This is a genomic window from Candidatus Defluviibacterium haderslevense, assembly GCA_016712225.1.
Classification (GTDB): domain Bacteria; phylum Bacteroidota; class Bacteroidia; order Chitinophagales; family Saprospiraceae; genus Vicinibacter; species Vicinibacter haderslevensis.
This window is the reverse complement of the sequence record JADJRL010000003.1, coordinates 516272-537128: the sequence shown is the minus strand read 5'-3', so window position 1 is coordinate 537128 and position 20857 is coordinate 516272. Positions and strand designations below refer to the sequence as shown.

Sequence of the window (20857 nt, the reverse complement as noted above, 5' to 3'; positions counted from 1 at the left end):
AGATTGATTTTATCCTCTTGGATCAAACATCAAACATTAAATTTTACCCAGTGCTTTATCCAACTCTACTTTAGTTACAATTAAATTGTATTGAGCATCTAATATGTTAGCTTGAGCTTGATAAAGGTCTCGTTCTGCGGTGGTGATTTCTAAAGAAGAACCAACACCTTCCTTAAATTTTATTTTACTGGTGTTGTAAATTTTTTCAGCCAATACAAGGGATTTTTTCCTAGAATCTAAACTTGTTAAGGCATTGATGTATTGCGTTTTTGCATTTTCAAATTCTAATTGAACGCCACGTTCAAATTCAGATCTTTGAAGTTCTGTTCTAAAAAGAACCGTTTTTGCCTTACTTATTTTTGCCTTACGATCGAAGCCATCAAAAATGGGAACATTTAAGTTTAAACCAACAACAGTAGTAGGAAACCAACTGTTATCTTTGGAATCAAATAATTTAGTACGCTGTAAACTTTCTTGATGTGATGCAAATCCAAACAAACTGGGTAAGTAGGAACCTTTATATCTCTTGATATTAATTTGAGATAATTTGATAGCCTGATCTATTACAGCATATTCAGGTCTTGCTTGTGGATTTAGACGAATAGCTGGATCCATTATTTCTACATAAGATGATTTTAAAATATCATCTAAAGTTTGGCTTTGGATCAGTGGTTGATCCAATGGAAAATTCATTTGGAATTTAAGCAAGTTTTCTGTTATTCCTGCAATGCGATCTAATTTTTCTTTTTCAGAATCTAATTGTTGTAAGGATAATTCAATCCGTTCAACATCTAATTTTTCTACAAATCCAGCTTTAAAGATTTCATTTAACTCCTTGTATACATTTTGCAAATTGGAACGATTCTTTTCTAATACTTGCAAATTTTCTTTAACTACTAATGAAGCTAAATAGGCTTTAGTAACTTGATAGCGAACATCAGCCTCTGATTGAGCAATTTGTTTTGTAATGAGTTCTTTATAAAGTTTTTGAGCCTTTAGCCCTACAAAAAAACTCCCATCAAATATTAAAGTACTTAATTCTAAACTTGCATTCAAATTATTTTTTGTTCCAAATTGCACCGGAACGCCTCCACCAAATGATGCATTATTGGTTGGGAGTAACTTTTCTTTGACCAAGATATCATAAATAGCAGGAGAAATAAAATCTGGCAAAATACTCGTAGGTACATTGATAAAATAACTGTATCCGACCTTTGCACCTAATTTAGGATACCCTATAGCATAATATTCAGCGATTTGATCTTTGGCATCCTGAACGTCAAGTTTTTGAATCTTAAGTCGTGTACTATGTTCTTGACTGTATTTAATGGCTTGTTCTAAGTTAAAGCTTTCTTGTCCAACAATGACGGATTGAACCAAAAAGCAACTAAAAAGTAAACCTAAAAATTTTAATGTAAAATTCATTCTAAAATCTATTTATTTGAAAAACTAGGCTATGCTTGAATTCGATATTGAATTAGTGAATAGCACAAATTAAACTTTTATAAGCCAAAAAAGTTCTTATTGCGAGCTTATTTAATGAATTTTGTGCCCGATGAAAGAAAAATTTGGAATAGTTGGTTTGATTTTGCCTTTTTTTTGGCTTTTAAGCTGTCAAAATAGTCCAAATGATGGATCTAAATTACAAAATGGTAAGACTTTATTTAAGCAATATTGTGTCACTTGTCATGGAATAAATGGCGATTTGAAGACTAATGGAGCTATAGATTTAAAACATTCTGTCCTGACATTGGATGAAAGGATACTTGTCATTACTAAAGGACGCAATATCATGACCTCTTTTGAAAACAAGTTAACCACTCAACAGATTAGGTCTGTAGCTGAATATAGTATCCAATTAAAAGATACAAGTCATTTGGATGCTAAATAAATTAATACTGGTAACCGGGGCAAACGGTTTTTTAGGTCAATATGTACTTAGCCAACTCCTTCGTAGTGGTTATACCAATATTTTCGGAACTTATCATAATCAGTTGCCAAACAATACATTGATAACATGGCGACAAATGGATCTCAATGATCCTGTTAGTGTAGAAGATGCACTTGATGGAATTCACACGGTCATTCACTTAGCGGCAAAAGTGAGTTATGCTGCAACAGACAAAAAAGCCTTGGATCGAATCAATTATTTAGGAACCAGAAACCTGGTTAATGCAAGTTTGGTAACTGGTGTCAAGGAAATCATCTATGTAAGTTCATCTTCTACCTTAGCTAAATCCATTTCACCTTATTTTATCAGTGAACATGAACTTGGCGATCCGGTTTTTCACTCTAATTATGCTAAATCCAAGTACAAGGGTGAACTTGAAATTTTTAGGGGAGAAGCTGAAGGATTAAGGGTTTGTATAGTACATCCATGTCTCATTTTGGGCGTTGGGGATTGGTCAAAAGGGTCGATCAGTATATTTAGTAGAGTAAATAGGAAATTATCTTTTTACCCTTCCGGTACAGTAGGATTGGTCTATGCAGGGGACGTAGCTTTAGCCATCGAGAAAATCTTACAGAAAAAAAATTGGATGACAAGATATCTCATACATGCTGAGACTTGGACTTATAAAAAGCTTTTATCCGAAATCTCAAATGGCCTTGGCAAAAGTCCTCCATGGATAAAAGTGAGTTCATTTGTCGGACATATTGTTGCAAAGTTGGATACTATCAGATCTCGCGTATTAGGTGAGCAAGCCGTTATTACTTCTGAAACAGTGGTGATATCTTCGTTTAAATTTGAGTATAATAACGAATTGACTAATAATGAATTAGGTCTTAAATACAAACCCCTTTCCACTATAATAGATTCACTTTGTAAGAAATACGTAACAGATATTGATGATATATAAGTAATTGACATCTTAGTAGTTAAAGAATAATATTACTTTTCAGGATCGGTATAAGCCCATATTATAATAACATGCAAACCGTGGAGGATGAGCCCTTATGCAACAAAAAATGAACATCAGATGTTAAATTTGTTTAAATTAATCTAATTATTCCTAAATTTGCCAATATCATTTTAATAAAAATAAAAACCACAACATGAAAAAAATTTTTACAAGTTTACTGTTTTTTAGTTTCGTTTGGCTTGTCGACGCTCAATTTAAGGTCGTGCAGCCACTTAAAAGCGAAAGTGCAGTCTTTAACAAAGTTGCTAAAACTGGTTTTGAGCCTGCTAAGAATACCGGAGTTTCAAGTCCTAAGTTAAAGACCCGTTATCCTTATGATCGTTCAGGTATAACTACTTATGATTTACAATCTAATGGACCAATTCCAAATCATTTGGCATTTGATGCTAGTGGTAATTTGGTTACTGCCTGGACGATGAGTTTATTAGCAGATGGAGCATGGGATGATAGAGGTACTGGATATAACAAATTTACCGCAGGTGCGTGGGATGCTGAACCAACTAAGCGAGTAGAAAATGTTCGTGTAGGATGGGGAAACATAGCTGTAGATGCAGAAGGTACTGAGATTATTGTATCGCATAGTTTTGCTGCAAACAATTATTTTTTAAATATTGCTCGAAAAAAAGTTGGTGGATCTTGGGTTAATACCAAAATGCCAACTGCAACGCCAAAAGGTGTTTTATGGCCAAGAGCTACCATTGGTGGGGTCGATAATAAAACTTTACATGTGATAGGTGTTACTACACCTACAGGAACTACAACAAATGGAGTAGTATATCATGGTGTTGATGGTCATGTGTTATATTTCCGTTCACCCGATGGTGGAGTGACTTGGGATATCAAGGACTTGATTATTCCAGGATTGGATAGTGTTGATTTTGCAAGAATGGACAGTGATTCTTATAGTTTATATGCGAAGGGAAATACAGTTGCTATATTAATGCAAACCCAATGGAATGATATGTCGGTTTATAAATCATCAGACAACGGTACTACATGGACTAAAACTGTAATTCATAAGTTCCCTATATCTCGTTATATTTATGACACAGAATACAGTATTGATGATATCGGTGGGGTGGATACTTCTGGTCCTGGTGGTGCAGTAGGTGCAGATGATGCTGCAATGAAATCCATTTATACTAATGATGGCTCAGGTAATTTGACTATAGACAATAATGGCAAAATTCACGCTTTTTGGGGTGAAATGTATGTAACAGATGTAACTCCTGGTGATGGAACATCAAGTTATTATCCAGGTAGAAATGGAATCGATTATTGGAATGAAGATATGGGAGCTAATAGTTATGTTAAAGGAATTGCTGGATGTCTTGACGAGAATAGTGATGGTACTTTAAATATTACTGGATCTGATGCCATAGCTTTATATTATACTTCATTGTCTTCTCAACCATCAGCTACAGTAGATAATGACAATAATTTATATCTTGCATATTCTGCATTGAGTGAAAGCAATATTTCTTCTGGTGCACAGAATTACAGACACATCATATTGACTAAATCTAAAGATGGCGGCGCTACATGGCCGGAGTTTGTAGATGTAATAAATGATCAATTATTTAAAGATGATCCTACATTCTATACTTTCGCAGAAGCAGTTTTTCCAAGTGTTATTATCAATGGAAATGACTTACATCTTACATTTATGATGGATTATGAACCAGGATTAACTGTCAATGGCGATTTAGATCCTTCTTCTGAAAATGAAATGGCTCATTTAATATTCGATAAAAACACGCTAACGCTTACAGAAAAAGTGAACAAACCTTCTTTCTTTGCAATGACGCTTACTCCGAATGTAGTGAATGAATCTACACGCGTAAATTTTGAAGTTGCAAAAGGTGGACAGGCACAGTTGGAAGTGTATTCTTTAACTGGTCAATTGATGCAAACTAAATCATTAGGCCAAATTGGAGCCGGTGTTTACAATGAAGAAATCAATCTACAAAACATTACATCTGGAAATTATATCATCAAATTAAAAGTTGGTGTTAATTCAGCAGCAGTAAAATTGGTAAAAATTTAATTATTATAAAATAAATTTTAAAAAAGGCTGTTCCATTTCGGAGCAGCCTTTTTTTTTTTACTGATAAATTAAGGCTATAAATATTATCGAAGAGAACTTCAACTTGTATATATAAAAATTAGATTGTAATCGATTTTTAGTTCTCTATATCATGTCCTATCATGTCTGTATGGTTCAACAACTGTATGATTCCAATAGAATATTTAATAATATCAAAAAAGATAATGGAAATCAAACTAAGCTAAATGCTTCTACATCAAATTAAACTTTGAAAGTGTCTTTTGCTTTCTACAATAATATTACAATAATTAGAATTTGGCACCCAGTTATAAATGAAACTCTAACGAAATTCTCATTAAATTCTTATGGAATTCTAATATCTACTATAATCATGAGAGGTAGTTTTGCCACACCATATATTTAATAGTAATTTATATTAAATGTTTTGGTAGGGATGCATCCATTTATCTAGATACTACGACAATTTATATTCTATGACTATTGGTTTTATAAATTTAACATATGTATAAGTCAAAAGACTTTATTTATGATAAAGTGGATCTATTTAACAGGTTAGCTTTATGCATTATATTTTATTGGTTTGGCATATTAAAATTACTTTCATTATCACCTGCAGAACCTCTGGTGAGAGATCTCTATTTAAAGACAATACATTCCTTGGTTCCGTTCGATTATTTTCTAATTTTTCTGGGACTTTTAGAATGCATTATTGGTATCCTTTTTTTGTGTCCACGATATACAAAAATTGCTTTTACTGTTTTTTCTATTCAAATTGTTACTACACTACTACCTTTGTTTGTCCTGCCTCAAGAGGTGTGGCATAATGGAATAGCACCAACACTAACAGGTCAATATATTATAAAAAATGTTGTACTCATGGGATGTGCACTTTCCATATTAAAATATTGGAATTCAAATCTTAAAAATCAAATAAATTATTCAACGAAAAACTAAAATTTCTATCATGAATAAATCATTAAAAAAGTTTACAAGAATTCTATTGTTTATTGGGTGTTATATGCTCAACTTTGATCGAATACACTCACAAGATTCCATTGCTATAGAGAAAACAAACACGCAAATTGTTGCAGGATATCATTTTGGGGTGGTTCAAATTGTAGGCGCTGTAAATAAAGGGGAATTTACTTTTTTAGATAAATATAATTTTTATACCATTGGTTTTCCATTTGGAGTCACATTCAAGACGCCATGTAGAATGTTAGTTGATCTCGAGTTTGTACCAGTCATTAAGCCATATGTCTCAACTGACATTCCTTATCGTGTTCATTTATTATACCATCCAGGTGTACTCTTTCCACTTAAAAAAGGCTGGACATTTGGATTGAGATTAGCTTTTGAATCTGGTGAAGGTCAATTCGGTTTTACGCCCTTGCTTAATAAATCCTTTAAATTTAAAAACAACGGAGCATTTTTTGTAGAATTGGTTGCTCCAGGGAGATTTGGACCTGCTAAAGATTCTGGGTATACCCAACTTGGGGGATTGCATTTAGGTATTGGATTTTAATAATTTGTGGTATGTTTTTGTCAACATTTTTTTCAAAAATTAGACAAAAATACACTGTTGATACGAACGGCACAAGCTGCCAAAAAAAATTATTCATTTACTTTAAACGATGGATATTATCCGAAGCAAAAAAGATTACCGCATCAATTGCGCTTAGAACTGAATGGTTGCCATTTATTATAATTTAAATTTAACCGGAAGGGTAAAATTTACAGGAACCTCTTTATTTTTATATTTTCCTGGTTTCCAATCTGGCATGGATTGAATCACTCGAAGAGCTTCTTCATCGCATCCATAGCCTATACCTCTTGTTAAAGTTACGTTGATGATTTTGCCTTCCTTGGTAACAACAAATTGAATTACAACCGTGCCCGCTACTTTATGCAATTTTGCTTCTTCAGGGTAACGCATATTATCGTTGATGAATTTTGTCATTGCAGCAGGTCCACCGGGGAATTCTGGTAATTGTTCAACAAAATTAAATGTTTCATCTTCTTTTACACTTTGATCTTTTAAATCTTCAGTGTTTTTCTTGCAAGACAACAATAATACTAGGGATAGTATTATCAAACTGGTATTAAAAGTTAATTGTTTCATAGGGTTAATTGTTTATTAAATGTAAATATAAACTATTATTTAATTGATGAATAGATCTTAAATAGAAAGAAAGAAAATGCGTCTGGTTTTTTAGTATATTATTAATTTGAAAATGCCAGTGTCACCATTTGAATTTTTAATTCTAACGGTGTACATACCCGGGATATAGTTTAAATTTTCAATTTCAATGATTCGTTCATTAGTCTTCTTAGAAAAGATTTCAGTACCATTCATGTTGATCAATTTCACTTCCTTAATTCCGGAAATATATTCCAGCGGTAATATTAATTGGGTTCTATTGTTAAATGGATTTGGAACAGCCCTAATATAGGTTATTTTTTTAGTTTCATGAGATGTAGATACAGGTTCCTGTACTTCCAAAGTGACTTCATTAGTCAAAACCGGATCGTTAAAATCAAAATAAATGTAAGCTTTGTTTTTTATTTTATTGCCAATTTTGATTTGTGGCTTTTGTTCTATAGAGTAAATAACAAATCCATGAGAAGCTATTTCATTAGCATTGCTATCAGGAAGATATATTTCTGGAAAATCAAATCTCAATATCCTATTTTCCGTCAATGAATAATTTGCAGGATGGCTAGAAGCTATAAATTTAAAAGTACTCCAATCAAGATTACTATCTAAGGTGTCTTTTATGAAAACATTAAAGGCAGTATCGTTACCGGTATTTTGGAAACGAATCTGATAAGTAATCAGATTATTGGGTGGAACAAAACTATTCAATTCTTTTCCGTTCACAAGTGCTGTTTTGTCATTTGGATCAAATGCACCACGAATGATCGCACAAGTTGTTTTAACATTATTTGAATCTTTATGAAGTTTGCAAGGATCTTTAAATAACACTTCACCTGTAATGCATAAGGATTCTCCCAATTTTGCCTTACAATCCAATTTATGTACGATGCTGATTAGAATGCTTTCACCACTAGGAATAAGATCCAGATCAATAGTCATTTCATTCCCAATAATGGAAAAATTATTAGCGGAACATGAAATGACTTTTAATAATGGACCCAAATTAATTTTTAATTTAATATTGCTTGCATCTATTGTTCCTAAATTATTTACATTCACATAAATAATATTATTATCAAAACAAGGCCTCATGTTTTGTGTGCTTATATTAAAATCAATAGATACGCAGTTTTCTTTTGACTTAATCAATATATCCTTGTAAGTGTAATTAGAATCTTTTACAATTTGGATATTAGACAGATCATCACAAAGTTCCCATATATTTAAAGGATCTTCTATGGTTAGGGAATAATTACCAATCTCAGGATAAACTACAATATCTCCTTTAGGTTCGGTATTTATTCCATAACTGTTTATTGTATTCGAAAATTTCATTTCACCAATCCAGGGTTTAGTTTCTAGAGGGTCATTAATACAATTTTGGTTTAGATCTTTAATCGTTTTTGAGGTGAATAAACCTGTTATAAAATTAAAAGTATCCTTCGATTTATAAATTACTTCGCCTAATTTTCCAACATATAAATGATTATTAATTCCTTTGGAAATTTTAAAATAATTGTCATTGTTAAAATCAAAAAATTCATCAATTGGATAACTGCGTAATTTAGTATCAAATTTATACATATCTATAGTTTTATGTTCAAAATTTTGGGTATAGATAATGTCATTTTCATCAATAATTGAATAATCGGTAATGTTTTTTAAAGTATCAAAATTTTTACCTAAATCTTTTGAGTATAAAACGTAATTTGTAAATAAATTAAAATCATAAAGTAAAATATAAATATTTTTATTTTTAGAAATGGTAACATTATTTATTAAAGTAGTTTGTTTAAATATAAGCGAATCCCATTGTTGGCCTAGATCATTGGATAAAAATACTTTATTGGTCAATTCATAAATGATCAACATTGAATCACTAATATTAAATCTGGTACCTAATATGTTTGAACTAGGATTTTTGATTGGGTAACTCAACCATGTTGTACATTGATCATTTGATATATATACGCTATCAATACCAAGAACATGTATGTTTTCATTGAAATCGAAAAAAGGTTCACTAGAAGTTTTTATATTCCATCGATTGGGCGTAATACTCCAAGAATTACCATTGTCTTTACTTATTACCACATCTTGTTGTTTTGTCCCTATCAAAGTTCCATCTGAAAGTGGTTGAATTTGATAAGCTAATCTAAGCTCTGAATTATTAGGATCTCTACCTATTTCTTTCCAGGTTATACCATCATCTAAAGATAAATAATGAATCGGAATTTGACCTGTACCAGGAATACGAACTAATATATTCGATTGGCCATATTGCTTAATATAAGTATAATCAGTGTAATAGTTAAATGTTGGCTCATTTAATTTATTCCAATATTGTTGTGCTTTGACATTATGGACCATTAATAGGGCAAAAAAGGAAATTATAAAAGATTTGTTTTTCAGTCTAAAAAATGGGATTCCAGAATAGAAATTTGAGATTAGTGTTTTCATGGTTAAAAATGGTTGGTTCTAGAGGACAAGTTAAGATTTATCTATTAATTTTTTGTCCATATGTAAAATTATTTTTCAAACTTATTTAATATTATAGTTAGGGAGTATTAGTAAGACATTAAAATCGGAAGTGGACTATGAATCGTTATTCAAAAAAGTAATTAGTTCCCATTGGGATTAGCGATCCATTTGTTCTTTGTGGTAATGGTTACTTAATGTGCTCAATATCCACCTTGTATTTCTAGATAGACAGAATTTGGGATTTAGAAATATACGTGGTAAAGACCACCGCAAGCATACATTTATATGATCAATCTTCTTGTAGTTTTATCTATCATGAAGTTACTCACAAGTATATGGACAGCTATGAATACTTTGGGGGTAGGTTTGATATTCTCCATATATGACCTGCCTTAGCATGGACGAGATGGAGGAGATGGACAAGAAAAACATGATTGTATAAGTAGAATTAAAAACTTCAATCTATGAATCATAGAATACTGTATTGGACTCAATCATAAATTATACATTATAAGAAAGCTCTTGGCCGAGAAGGGCCTAAATTATCTTTCTATGTCTGGAATTTTAATTGCAACCAATTCCAAAGTATCAGCTGAATCAAAAATTAGTAATTGATTAGCTTAGTCAAATCAATACTTATAATAAGTTACAGGTATCGTATTATCTATAACTTTAAGTACATCACCAATTAACGATACAATGAAATATTTTTCAATTTCAACACCATTTTTTTGGATGCTGATATTGATGCAATCCGGGCCTACCCATTTGTTAACTACATTGCCATTTCTTCCTATATAATCGCCATTAGCCAGAAATTCGATATCAGAATCTAAAATAGGCTTACCTGCATTATCGTGTTGGATCCATTTACCAAGAAAGTTACAAGCGGGATTATTATTTACAGGTTCATCTTTAGAACAAGATGGATTTAAAAATAAGCAGACAAAAAGAAGTAGACAGAATTGGAGTGTTTGTTTCATGATATTATTTATTTAATGATAAAAGTAAATTTGATGTTATAATTTGATATCTGGGGAATCTCTTTTAACAAGGTTCAAAATGTCAATACAAATATAATATTTAAATGGATCATTTGATATACATGAACCACTAAATTTTATTAAAGTTGTAGGATTGGATTTTACTTTAATTTATTCGAGGCACATGTTTTCTCAGTTCATTACCAGAATGGGTCGGAATCTGCCCTTTGCGTGAAGGATAGAAATGGAAATAGGATCCACCCAAAGGGGGATACTATTGTAATGGATAGCCTGACCCGAAGGGGCACGCCCACATCCTATGGAATTCGATTTAATTTCACTATAAAATTGAATATAATACCCTAATTTTGCGGTCCAAATAAAAGACTTTGAATCCAACAGACATAAAAAATCCAGAATACTTCCACAAAGTTGTGGATTGTCAGTATGCCTGTCCGGCACATACCCCTGTTCCGGAATACATCAGACTCATAGCTGCCGGCAAATACACCGAGGCTTATATGGTGAACTGGGTGTCCAATGTATTCCCTGGGATCTTGGGTAGGACTTGTGACAGACCTTGTGAACCTGCTTGTAGAAGAGTGCGTGTGGAGGAGGAGCCAGTGGCCATCTGCCGATTAAAGCGCGTTGCTGCTGATTTTAAAGGGGATGTCAAATCATTAATACCAGGCATACCAACGATTAAAAACGGCAAAAAAATAGCGCTCATTGGAGGCGGGCCGGCTTCTTTAACAGTGGCCAGGGATCTTGCACCGCTGGGATACGAAATACATTTGTTCGATGAACAACCTGCTGGAGGAGGTATGATGCGCAGTCAGATTCCTTCATTTAGACTACCGGAAGACGTCTTAAACGAAGAGGTCAATTATATCCTTGATATGGGCATCCATACCCAATTCAAAACATATGTAGCCTCATTAAAAGAAGTGTTGGCCAAAGATTATGATGCGGTATTTATCGGAACAGGAGCGCCACGAGGTAAGGATCTTGCCAATCTTCCCGGTAGAGAAGAAGCTAAGGCTAATATTCATATTGGCATAGAGTGGTTGGCTAGTGTTGCTTTTGAGCATACTGAGAAAATAGGAAAAAACGTCATTGTTATAGGTGGTGGTAATACTGCTATGGATTGCTGCCGGACTTCTAGAAGGTTGGGTGGCGATAATGTTCGTGTCGTGGTGCGAAGCCCATTTAATGAAATGAAAGCCTCGCCTTGGGAGATAGAAGATGCTCAGCATGAAGATATCCCATTCTACAATCTTCATTCACCAAAACGATTCGTTCTGGAGGGTGGTAAGCTAGTAGGCATGGAGTTTGAAAAAGTAGAAGCTCAATATGACAATGGTAAACGCAATCTGGTCAATACCGGAGAAATCGTATACATGGAAGCGGATGATGTGCTGATGGCCATTGGACAAGAGAATAGCTTCCCATGGATAGAACGAGATTTGGGTCTGGAATTTGACGAGTGGAACATGCCTGTAGTGGATAAAACGACCTTTCAATCCACCAATCCCAAAGTTTTTTTTGGTGGGGATTCCGCATTTGGTCCAAAGAATGTAATTACAGCAGTTGCTCATGGACACCAAGCCGCAATATCCATAGATTTATATTGCAACAATAAAGACGTTCATCACAGACCGGATCCAATGACCAATCTGACCCGTCAAAAAATGGGGATACATGAGTGGTCGTATAACAACCAAACGGCAGACGATCTAAGGTATAAAGTGCCCCATGCTGATAAAACGAAAACCTTGAAAGATCGTCTTATGGAAGTGGAATTGGGATATAATGAACAATTAGCTTTCAAGGAAGCGCAACGATGCTTAAACTGCGATGTTCAGACTATATTTACGACAAATAAATGTATAGAATGTGATGCCTGTGTTGATATTTGTCCGACCACATGTATTACCTTTGAAATGAATGGTGAAGAGCATGATTTAAGACAGCGTCTCAATGCACCTTCTACTAATTTAAGTCAGGATTTATACATTTCAGAAACATTACCTACCGGACGCATTATGATCAAAGATGAAGACATGTGTCTTCACTGTGGACTCTGTGCAGAACGATGCCCAACTGCAGCTTGGGATATGCAAAAATATTTATATAATGCTGCCAAAGCGTGTACTTTATGAGCAACGAAATATTAATCAATGACTTAGTCGTTCGATTCGCTAATGTCAATGGAACAGGATCTGCCAGCGCAAATAATATGTTTGCCAAATCTGTTTTTAGAATGGGTATTCCCGTATCACCAAAAAATATTTTTCCATCCAATATCCAAGGACTACCTACTTGGTATGAAGTTCGGGTTAGTGAAAAGGGCTACCTCGGTCGTAGAGAAGGTGTCGATATCATGGTGGCGATCAATGCCCAAAGTATGGCTAAGGATGTTCAGGAAGTGAAGTCTGGTGGATATCTCATTTATGATTCTACCAAATTGCTTGCTGAAGAATTGTTTCGAGAAGACATCCATTATATAGGTATTCCAATGATCCAATTGTGTATGGATCATTATCCTGAATCAAGTCAACATATGTTGTTGAAAAATGTGATTTATGTTGGGGCTTTAGCAGCATTAGTTAATATTGAAGTAGAAATTCTGGAGCAGCTTATTAAAGAACAATTTAAGAAAAAAGAAAAATTAATACCGGGCAATATTCAAGCCCTTCATTTAGGAATTAAATATGCATCTGAACATTTTGTATGTCCACTTCCCCTTCATCTTGAAAAACGTGATTTGGTTGGAGATCGGATACTTGTAGAAGGAAATAATGCATGTGGTCTTGGTGCATTATTCGCAGGTGCAACTGTAGGATCTTGGTATCCCATAACTCCATCAACGAGCGTAATGAATGCATTCGAAAAATGGTGTAATAAATACCGAGTAGATCCGGACACTGGAAAGAAAAATTTTGCCATAGTACAAGCAGAAGATGAACTTGCTGCTATAGGCATGGTGCTTGGAGCTACCTGGAATGGGGCTCGGGCTTTTACGGCTACTAGTGGTCCGGGTGTTTCACTTATGAGTGAATTTTTGGGCTTGTCCTATTTTGCAGAAATACCAGCGGTGCTTATCGATGTACAACGGAGTGGGCCTTCCACAGGAATGCCAACCAGAACCCAACAATCGGATGTGCTAGCTGCAGCTTTTGCTTCACATGGTGACACCAAACATATATTATTATTTCCTGCCAATCCTACGGAATGTTTTGACTTTACTGTAATCGCATTCGATCTGGCAGAGCGATTCCAAACAGCGGTTATTATGCTTACTGATCTTGATCTTGGTATGAATGATCATCTCTGCAAGCCATTTGCATGGGATGAAGAGAAGAAATATGATCGAGGAAAAGTATTATCAGCTAAAGATCTCGATGAAATGAGTTTTGGTCGATATCTTGATGTAGATGGAGACGGAATTCCATACAGAACCATTCCAGGAACTCATCCTACTAAAGGTTCCTTTTTTACCAGAGGATCTTCAAGAGATGAGTATGCTAAATATACGGAAGACGGTGATGTGTATGCCAAAAATATGGATCGCCTAGTTAAAAAATGGAACACTGCTAAAACACAGGTTCCAGCTCCTGAAATTACCATTCATAATCCAAATGCCAAGATTGGTATTATTTATTTTGGAACATCGAGTTATGCTGCTCAAGAGACCGTAGATTTATTAAAAGAAAAAAATATACTGGTCAATGAAATGCGTATGCTTTCTTTTCCATTCTCAAATGAAGTGAAGCAATTTATTGATCAGCACGAACAAATATTTGTTATCGAACAAAACCGCGATGCACAATTCAGATCGTTACTCATGATCGAATTGGATATCAATCCGAATAAATTATTGAAAGTGTTGCAATACAATGGAATGCCTATTACGGCAGCATTTATTTATCAGAGTATGATGTCTCAAATTAAATGAGCCATAAATTATTAATTCTAATAAACTTAAGTCAATCAGATGACATACGTTAAACCCAGTTTCAGACATCCGAAGTTGCCAGTGAATAAAATTGGTTTTGCCCGAAGAGAATATGAAGGAGCCATATCAACTTTATGTGCAGGATGTGGGCATGATTCCATAAGTGGAGCTATTGTTCAGGCATGTTTTGAAATGGCCATTGAGCCTCATCGTTTAGCCAAATTATCTGGGATAGGGTGCTCATCCAAGACACCTACATACTTCTTAGGGAATTCGCATGGATTTAATTCAGTACATGGCAGGATGCCTTCTGTGGCGACAGGTGCTATATTAGCTAATAAAGATTTAATTTATCTTGGTGTGAGCGGTGATGGAGATTCAGCTTCAATAGGGATGGGCCAATTCGTACATGCCATTCGAAGAAATCTAAACATGTTATATATCGTCATGAATAATGGCTGTTATGGATTAACTAAAGGTCAGGATTCAGCAACAGCTGATGAAGGATCGATCAATAAATCTGGTGCCGAGAATATGTTTCAAGGAATAGACTTGGTATCACTCAGTATAGAATTAGGAGCGACATTCGCAGCACGTAGTTTCTCCGGAGACAAGCATCAATTAATTCCATTAATCAAAGCGGGATTATCGCATCCAGGATTCGCTTTCATTGACGTCATCTCACCTTGTGTTACATTCAACAATAATGTCGGTTCCACGAAATCATATGACTATACCCGAGAACACATGGAAGCTACTTCAGCCATAGATTTGGTTCCAGTTAAAACTGAAATAACTAATTCCCAGGAAGAAGGTACTACTCAACAAATCCAACTACATGATGAATCCTATATCCAGATTCACAAGCTAGCATCAAATTGGGATCCAACAGATAAATTATCCACCATCACCAAGATATTTGAAGCCAAATCGAGAGGTGAAATTCCAACCGGACTCATGTATTTCAATACAGAAAGCAAAGATTTACATACGGTGCTCAATACTACAGACACACCATTGAATTTGCTTCAAAAAGAAGTCTTGTGTCCTGGTAATGCGAAGTTGAGCGGGATTAATGCGAGTTTTAGATAGGGGATTTTTATCAATTTGTGTTTTTGGTTTCTGAAAAGGCGTTTGTAAGCCAGAAAACCAGTGTTCTATCTATTAAGTAGTTAACCTTAACCATTAACCATTAACCATTATCCATTATCCATTAGCCATAGTTAAAAGGGTTCTGCCTTTTGAGAAGGTATGGATTGAACCAATCGAAAAATCTGTTCTACATTACCTTCATCTGTCAATCGCATTTTGCCATCTTCGGCTTGCAGTTTCAACTGGTTACAATTTGTAACCGTTTCATTTCCTTCTTTCAAAAGCCTGCTTTTTAGCACCTTCCAATAGTTTCTGGCTCGATCCACTGTTGGCTGGTCGGTTAAAATGCCTACAATATCTACATTACTGCAATACCACATTTCCTGTTCCTGATCGTATTTGCTGCGTACTTTTTTATTTTCAAATATTTTTATATTGTCCATTTTATTAATCCTTTTACATATTGTATTAAATTATTATTTTAAATCAATAGAAAATAAATCTTAGCATTCTTGGAAGAAATTCAAATCAATTAATGTAAATTTGAAATATTAAAATAAATTGCATCAGAACTATTTCTACACTTTTTTGGATTAGCTGTATTTTTACATACGAAATTAACATAGCTCAAGGGTACTTGGTAGAGATATGCGATAATGCTATTGACGATGATGGCGATGGACTGATAGATATCCAAGATGCTGATTGCATATGCAATGGTCTAGTGGATTCAATTTTTAATATTAATTCATTAATCCCTAATCCCTCTTTTGAAAAATTTTCAATGTGTCCAACTAATGTTAGTCAAATGGACCGCTGTATTGATTGGATTCAGGCCTCAACGGCTACTCCTGATTACTATAATTTATGTGGATTTAAAAATTCTCCTCAAAATCTTATATATCCCCCACAACCGCTACCAGCAGGAAGAGGTTATGTTGGAATAATTGACCAAAAGCTAATTAATGATTTAAATGATACTTTTATTTATAAAGAATATATTGGAGCTTGTTTAAATAGTCCAATAAAAGCAGGAAAGGAATATGTTTTAAATTTTTGGCTAGGGTTTGCAGATGGTCTAAGATATCCTTCAAGTCCAAAGTTTAATATCGGGATTTTTGCAACTAAGAACTGTTTTGATCTTCCGTTTGGCAATTCACTTATAAATACAAATTGCCCTTTACAAAATCCCAATTGGTTAGAATTGAGCACTGCTACAATTTCTGGCAAAAATGAATGGAAAAGAGTAAAAATTAGATTTAAGTCATCATTTGATGTCACAGCAATTGCCATTGGTCCATCGTGCGCAGAAGCAGATAGTTTCCATTATTACTGGCTTGATGATTTTGTTCTAGAGGAGTCTGTAAAGTTTGAGTTTTTGGATATTAACATCACTGGAAATCCTTGTCTAGATACAGTTCAGTTGAATCCAAATAATTTGTCAAATTATCCCGTAAAGTACCAATGGTATAAAAATGGCATTGCTATTTTAAAAGAAACACAAGTTAATTTGAGAATCCCCAAAGGAAATAAAGGTTTATATGTATTGAGAATAAGTTATAATAACAATTGCCAATTTAGCAAACCATTTCTGTATGAAGAACAGCAATTACTCACAACAATAAAAAAAGAAATTTGCAATGGTGATTCAGTTTTTGTTGCTGGAAAAAAATACAATACAACAGGAATATACTTTGATACCCTTTTAACTAAACAAGGATGTGATAGCATTTTGGATATTCAACTTGTTGTAAATTCAAATTTCATAGAATCTAGAAAGTTAAATATTTGCATGGGTGATTCAATTGACTTTTATGGGAAGATATTAAAAAAGCCAGGAATTTATTCTTACAATTTCTCAAGTATTTCGAGCTGTGACAGTATTATTCAACTTGAAATTGAATATAATTCTAGAGATACTACTAAATTATTATTTAACAAATGCAGCGGAGACTCTTTGCGAATTGGTGTTAAATCTTACAGTCAAGCTGGGCTTTATGAAGAGGTTTATACGAATGTCAATAATTGTGATAGTATGGTACAAATTAGTATTATTGATCATCCTAAGAATATTATTAAAATAGATACTCAAATCTGCGAAGGAACATTTTTCAAGGTTGGCAATGCCAATTACACAACTTCAGGAATCTATAGAGATACATTTCAGAATAGATTCACATGTGATAGTGTGGTTATCTTGGATCTTAAAGTAAATTCACATAGATCAGTGATTATAGATAGTTCTATTTGTGATGGCAACTATGTAGAAGTATTAAATACAAAGTACTACTTAAGTGGGCAGTATCATTTAAAAACTACAAATAGCTCCAATTGTGATAGTAACATTGTATTAAATTTGAAAACAAATAATATTTATTCTGGAACAATTAGAGATACAATTTGTGAGGGGGCATTCTATCAAATTGGAAGTCAAAGATTCTCAAGTGCTGGTCAATATTTAGTCCTTCTGAAAAGTGTGCATAATTGTGATAGTATAATAAATCTGGATTTAAATATTCGCAGTACTAAAACAACCAAAATTGATACAAGCATATGTTTTGGACAATTGCTTAATCTTGGAAACAGAACTTTTACTGAATCTGGAAATTATATTTATACTGAAAAATCTACTAATTTATGTGATTCTATGATTCTAATTCATCTTGTAATTGAACCAGAGATTACATTTGTTGATTCAATTAATCAAAATAAATGCATTGGGGATAAGAACGCTTCAATAAAACTTAGTATTCAAGGAGGCAAAGAACCTTATTTATATTATTGGAATACTCAAGATACAACGAAGGATATATCAAATCTGATTTCTAACTCATACGAGCTTCAACTTATAGATGCGGGAGGGTGTATTACAAAGCACAAAGTCGTAATTCCGGAACCAGCATGTTTTTGTTTTGATCTAAAAACAGTGGATGGTTCATGTTATGATTCACTGAAGGGAAGGATATTAATCCAACAAATTAGTGGAGCTCATGCAAAACAGTATTTTTTGAATGAAAAGGAAGTTGGTTTGACTCAAAATCAAATTAGTGGCCTAAAAAATGGAGATTATAAATTGCAAATTATAGATTCCAATGGATGTAAATTTGTTCAGAATGTAAAAATCAACTTTGATGATTCTTACATCCAAGACTATGGTGTAGATAGTCTTTTTGTTAATGTTGGAGATCCAATCCAATTATCGACAAATTTTAACAACAATAATAAATATGCAATTCATTCATGGACTGGACCAGGAAGAATCGAGTGTGATACATGCAAAAAAGCACACACAATCGCATTGGCCGGTGTATCTAAGTATAATTACGAAGGACAGGATGAAATTGGTTGCTTCCATAAATATTTAATAGTTATAGTAGCTTCTCAAGTATTCAATGTTCCTAATGTTTTCTCGCCAAATGGAGATAATATCAATGACTATTTTAATTTAATCTCTGATAATAGTATTGCTCAAGTTGACTTGCTTCAAATCTATGATCGATGGGGCAATAGAGTTTTTGAAAGTAAAGGAGGAATTCCAAATTCACTTATTGGAGCTTGGGATGGTACAGCATATGGCAGAAAAGTTAATCCAAGTGTATTTATTTATTTGATAAGATTTAAAGACGTAACAGGTAAAGAATTTCAGATAACTGGGGAGGTAAGTCTATTAAAATAAAAAAGACTAATTTACTTGTTCTAAATTCTACAATGATTATTTGTTAAATTTCCAAATTCACCTTCCCTATGTTAATTTAGTGCGGTGTAATTCAAAAGGATCCACATCAATCGCATACATGTGACCTCAAGGAGACAAATATTTAAGCATCTCCTGGCTATATTAACCATAACTAAGTGTAGCATCTAAATCTACTTATCCAGGACAATATTCAGAAAGTTTATTATTTCATTGATGCAGACTGGAATAGTCGCCCCACAATCTTTAATCCCACTTGGATGATACAAACGATCAGGCTAGTATGAAAATTGCAGAATAAAGAAAAGATAATTAAAAAACCGAAATGTGAAAAAAAACAAATCTAATCCTTCGACACTGGGAGAAAAAATACTCTTTTTAAATACTTAGCTTCAATATTGGCTTATGCCTTATTTAATAGTATATTATTTTTTGTGAGAGCTTATTTCATTTCGTTTAACTTTCGTCTATATAATAGATTTTATAAAATTTTCTTCCGTCGTTCTCAACCCCCTGTTCAATCAATTCTCGGTTGCCATGAATATAGATGTGAAAATTCTTGTCCAATTTTAAAACACTTTTGAAAACTCTTGCTTGCTTTTTTACTGCTTGCTGTGAAATGTCAAAGCTGTCTGAAAGTTCAATATCATTTTCCTCTCTGTAATTTGAATCAAAATTTTGGAATGATTTTATAATTCCTGAATCTTGAAAAACATCTTTCTCAAATTCTTTTTTATCAAAACTTTCATGTGTCTTGAAATAGTCAACAGAACGATTTAATAAATCAATCTTGTCTGCCTTACTCACGTCAAATTCTTCTGAAAGATGTAGGGTTACAAAATTTTTTGCGATGCCTAAAAATTGATTTGTCTGATGGAATTCATTTGCAATTGGACGGACTCCTAGGAATTCATCTTTCCAATATTGGGCTTCATTTCCCTTATTAGTATTGTCAACAATAGATATAACATATCCGCTTTCTTTTTCAGTATTAAAAATCAAGCAACCTTTGTCTAATTTATTGATGTTGATACCTTGTCGGCTTTCTATATCAAAACCATCCATTACTTGCTCAACCTCTAAAAAAGTCTCTTTGTTTTCTGATTTGAATAAGCCAACAGCATCAAGGGTTTTGCCATTTAAAATGCAGCATTTAAAATAAACAATATAAAACTCTCCGCCTTTAATTTTAGGATGAATACTTTGATTATATAAATGCTTAGCAAGGTTTACAGATTGTTCATGCAAAGACTTTGGATTACCAAAAATATCTTTAACAAATGTGTGAGCCTCATTTAAAGAAAGATTGGCATCATGATGAAAGTGATACAATTCTTCGGATTTAAAGGAAGATAGAAAGTAATGACTAAGTAATGTTTTTAGACTTTCATCAAAGACAATACTTTTCTTTGAAATAAAATATTGTTCATCTGCAATTTTATTTCCCACCCTATGGACAAAGGAATTTTCAATAACAGCTTCTATAAAATTAAAAGTCATAT

At 33.5% G+C, this 20857-nt stretch carries 15 protein-coding genes; 9 read left to right on the top strand and 6 right to left on the bottom strand.

The genetic code is table 11. From position 1 onward, the window contains the following. Positions 1-36 precede the first annotated feature (36 nt). On the bottom strand, positions 37-1425 hold the full coding sequence (locus IPK88_02435; protein MBK8242257.1) for a TolC family protein: 1389 nt from the start codon (positions 1423-1425) through the stop codon (positions 37-39). 130 nt (positions 1426-1555) lie between these two features. On the opposite strand from IPK88_02435, the gene IPK88_02430 reads away from it, so the two are divergent. The 5 genes from IPK88_02430 to IPK88_02410 all read left to right on the top strand — a co-directional run bounded on the left by IPK88_02430 (position 1556) and on the right by IPK88_02410 (position 6514). After that, positions 1556-1891, top strand: coding sequence for a c-type cytochrome (locus tag IPK88_02430; GenBank protein MBK8242256.1), 336 nt, complete (start codon positions 1556-1558; stop codon positions 1889-1891). Further along, on the top strand, positions 1881-2858 hold the full coding sequence (locus tag IPK88_02425) for an NAD-dependent epimerase/dehydratase family protein (GenBank protein MBK8242255.1): 978 nt from the start codon (positions 1881-1883) through the stop codon (positions 2856-2858). Before IPK88_02430 ends, IPK88_02425 begins: the two co-directional genes overlap by 11 nt. Positions 2859-3054: 196 nt before the next feature. Continuing rightward, positions 3055-4968: a T9SS type A sorting domain-containing protein gene (locus IPK88_02420; protein MBK8242254.1), complete on the top strand. Its 1914-nt coding sequence runs from the start codon at positions 3055-3057 to the stop codon at positions 4966-4968. A gap of 522 nt (positions 4969-5490) precedes the next feature. Continuing rightward, positions 5491-5943 (top strand): hypothetical protein, encoded by a 453-nt coding sequence (locus IPK88_02415; GenBank protein ID MBK8242253.1) that lies wholly within the window; start codon positions 5491-5493, stop codon positions 5941-5943. A 10-nt stretch (positions 5944-5953) separates the two neighbouring features. Next, the gene (locus IPK88_02410) at positions 5954-6514 is read left to right on the top strand and encodes a hypothetical protein (protein MBK8242252.1); all 561 of its coding nucleotides are present in this window, start codon (positions 5954-5956) and stop codon (positions 6512-6514) included. A gap of 177 nt (positions 6515-6691) precedes the next feature. On the opposite strand, the gene IPK88_02405 is transcribed toward IPK88_02410, so the two are convergent. The 3 genes from IPK88_02405 to IPK88_02395 all read right to left on the bottom strand — a co-directional run bounded on the left by IPK88_02405 (position 6692) and on the right by IPK88_02395 (position 10611). Continuing rightward, positions 6692-7111 carry an energy transducer TonB gene (locus tag IPK88_02405; protein ID MBK8242251.1) on the bottom strand — a complete coding sequence of 140 codons (420 nt, stop codon included), beginning with the start codon at positions 7109-7111 and terminating at the stop codon, positions 6692-6694. Between the two features lie 90 nt (positions 7112-7201). Beyond that, a complete protein-coding gene (locus IPK88_02400; GenBank protein ID MBK8242250.1) occupies positions 7202-9607 on the bottom strand; it encodes a T9SS type A sorting domain-containing protein in 2406 nt (801 codons plus the stop codon). A gap of 650 nt (positions 9608-10257) precedes the next feature. Further along, complete coding sequence (locus IPK88_02395) at positions 10258-10611, bottom strand: hypothetical protein (protein ID MBK8242249.1); 354 nt, start codon at positions 10609-10611, stop codon at positions 10258-10260. 389 nt (positions 10612-11000) lie between these two features. On the opposite strand from IPK88_02395, the gene IPK88_02390 reads away from it, so the two are divergent. The 3 genes from IPK88_02390 to IPK88_02380 are packed head-to-tail and all read left to right on the top strand — an operon-like array spanning position 11001 to position 15661. Continuing rightward, positions 11001-12773 (top strand): FAD-dependent oxidoreductase, encoded by a 1773-nt coding sequence (locus tag IPK88_02390; protein ID MBK8242248.1) that lies wholly within the window; start codon positions 11001-11003, stop codon positions 12771-12773. Continuing rightward, the gene (locus IPK88_02385) at positions 12770-14569 is read left to right on the top strand and encodes a 2-oxoacid:acceptor oxidoreductase subunit alpha (protein ID MBK8242247.1); all 1800 of its coding nucleotides are present in this window, start codon (positions 12770-12772) and stop codon (positions 14567-14569) included. Before IPK88_02390 ends, IPK88_02385 begins: the two co-directional genes overlap by 4 nt. Positions 14570-14608: 39 nt before the next feature. Continuing rightward, positions 14609-15661, top strand: a complete 1053-nt coding sequence (locus IPK88_02380; GenBank protein ID MBK8242246.1) for a 2-oxoacid:ferredoxin oxidoreductase subunit beta — start codon at positions 14609-14611, stop codon at positions 15659-15661. A gap of 131 nt (positions 15662-15792) precedes the next feature. On the opposite strand, the gene IPK88_02375 is transcribed toward IPK88_02380, so the two are convergent. Further along, positions 15793-16104 (bottom strand): hypothetical protein, encoded by a 312-nt coding sequence (locus IPK88_02375; protein ID MBK8242245.1) that lies wholly within the window; start codon positions 16102-16104, stop codon positions 15793-15795. Between the two features lie 194 nt (positions 16105-16298). On the opposite strand from IPK88_02375, the gene IPK88_02370 reads away from it, so the two are divergent. Then, positions 16299-19337, top strand: a complete 3039-nt coding sequence (locus IPK88_02370; GenBank protein ID MBK8242244.1) for a gliding motility-associated C-terminal domain-containing protein — start codon at positions 16299-16301, stop codon at positions 19335-19337. A 474-nt stretch (positions 19338-19811) separates the two neighbouring features. Here IPK88_02370 and IPK88_02365 read toward each other — a convergent pair whose 3' ends face one another. Further along, a complete protein-coding gene (locus tag IPK88_02365; protein MBK8242243.1) occupies positions 19812-20855 on the bottom strand; it encodes a nucleoid-associated protein in 1044 nt (347 codons plus the stop codon). Positions 20856-20857: the final 2 nt, after the last annotated feature.

Coding starts and splice junctions, on each gene's coding strand:
- IPK88_02435 (MBK8242257.1), bottom strand. CDS start 1,425: ATGAATTTTACATTAAAATTTTTAGGTTTACTTTTTAGTTGCTTTTTG.
- IPK88_02430 (MBK8242256.1), top strand. CDS start 1,556: ATGAAAGAAAAATTTGGAATAGTTGGTTTGATTTTGCCTTTTTTTTGG.
- IPK88_02425 (MBK8242255.1), top strand. CDS start 1,881: ATGCTAAATAAATTAATACTGGTAACCGGGGCAAACGGTTTTTTAGGT.
- IPK88_02420 (MBK8242254.1), top strand. CDS start 3,055: ATGAAAAAAATTTTTACAAGTTTACTGTTTTTTAGTTTCGTTTGGCTT.
- IPK88_02415 (MBK8242253.1), top strand. CDS start 5,491: ATGTATAAGTCAAAAGACTTTATTTATGATAAAGTGGATCTATTTAAC.
- IPK88_02410 (MBK8242252.1), top strand. CDS start 5,954: ATGAATAAATCATTAAAAAAGTTTACAAGAATTCTATTGTTTATTGGG.
- IPK88_02405 (MBK8242251.1), bottom strand. CDS start 7,111: ATGAAACAATTAACTTTTAATACCAGTTTGATAATACTATCCCTAGTA.
- IPK88_02400 (MBK8242250.1), bottom strand. CDS start 9,607: ATGAAAACACTAATCTCAAATTTCTATTCTGGAATCCCATTTTTTAGA.
- IPK88_02395 (MBK8242249.1), bottom strand. CDS start 10,611: ATGAAACAAACACTCCAATTCTGTCTACTTCTTTTTGTCTGCTTATTT.
- IPK88_02385 (MBK8242247.1), top strand. CDS start 12,770: ATGAGCAACGAAATATTAATCAATGACTTAGTCGTTCGATTCGCTAAT.
- IPK88_02380 (MBK8242246.1), top strand. CDS start 14,609: ATGACATACGTTAAACCCAGTTTCAGACATCCGAAGTTGCCAGTGAAT.
- IPK88_02375 (MBK8242245.1), bottom strand. CDS start 16,104: ATGGACAATATAAAAATATTTGAAAATAAAAAAGTACGCAGCAAATAC.
- IPK88_02365 (MBK8242243.1), bottom strand. CDS start 20,855: ATGACTTTTAATTTTATAGAAGCTGTTATTGAAAATTCCTTTGTCCAT.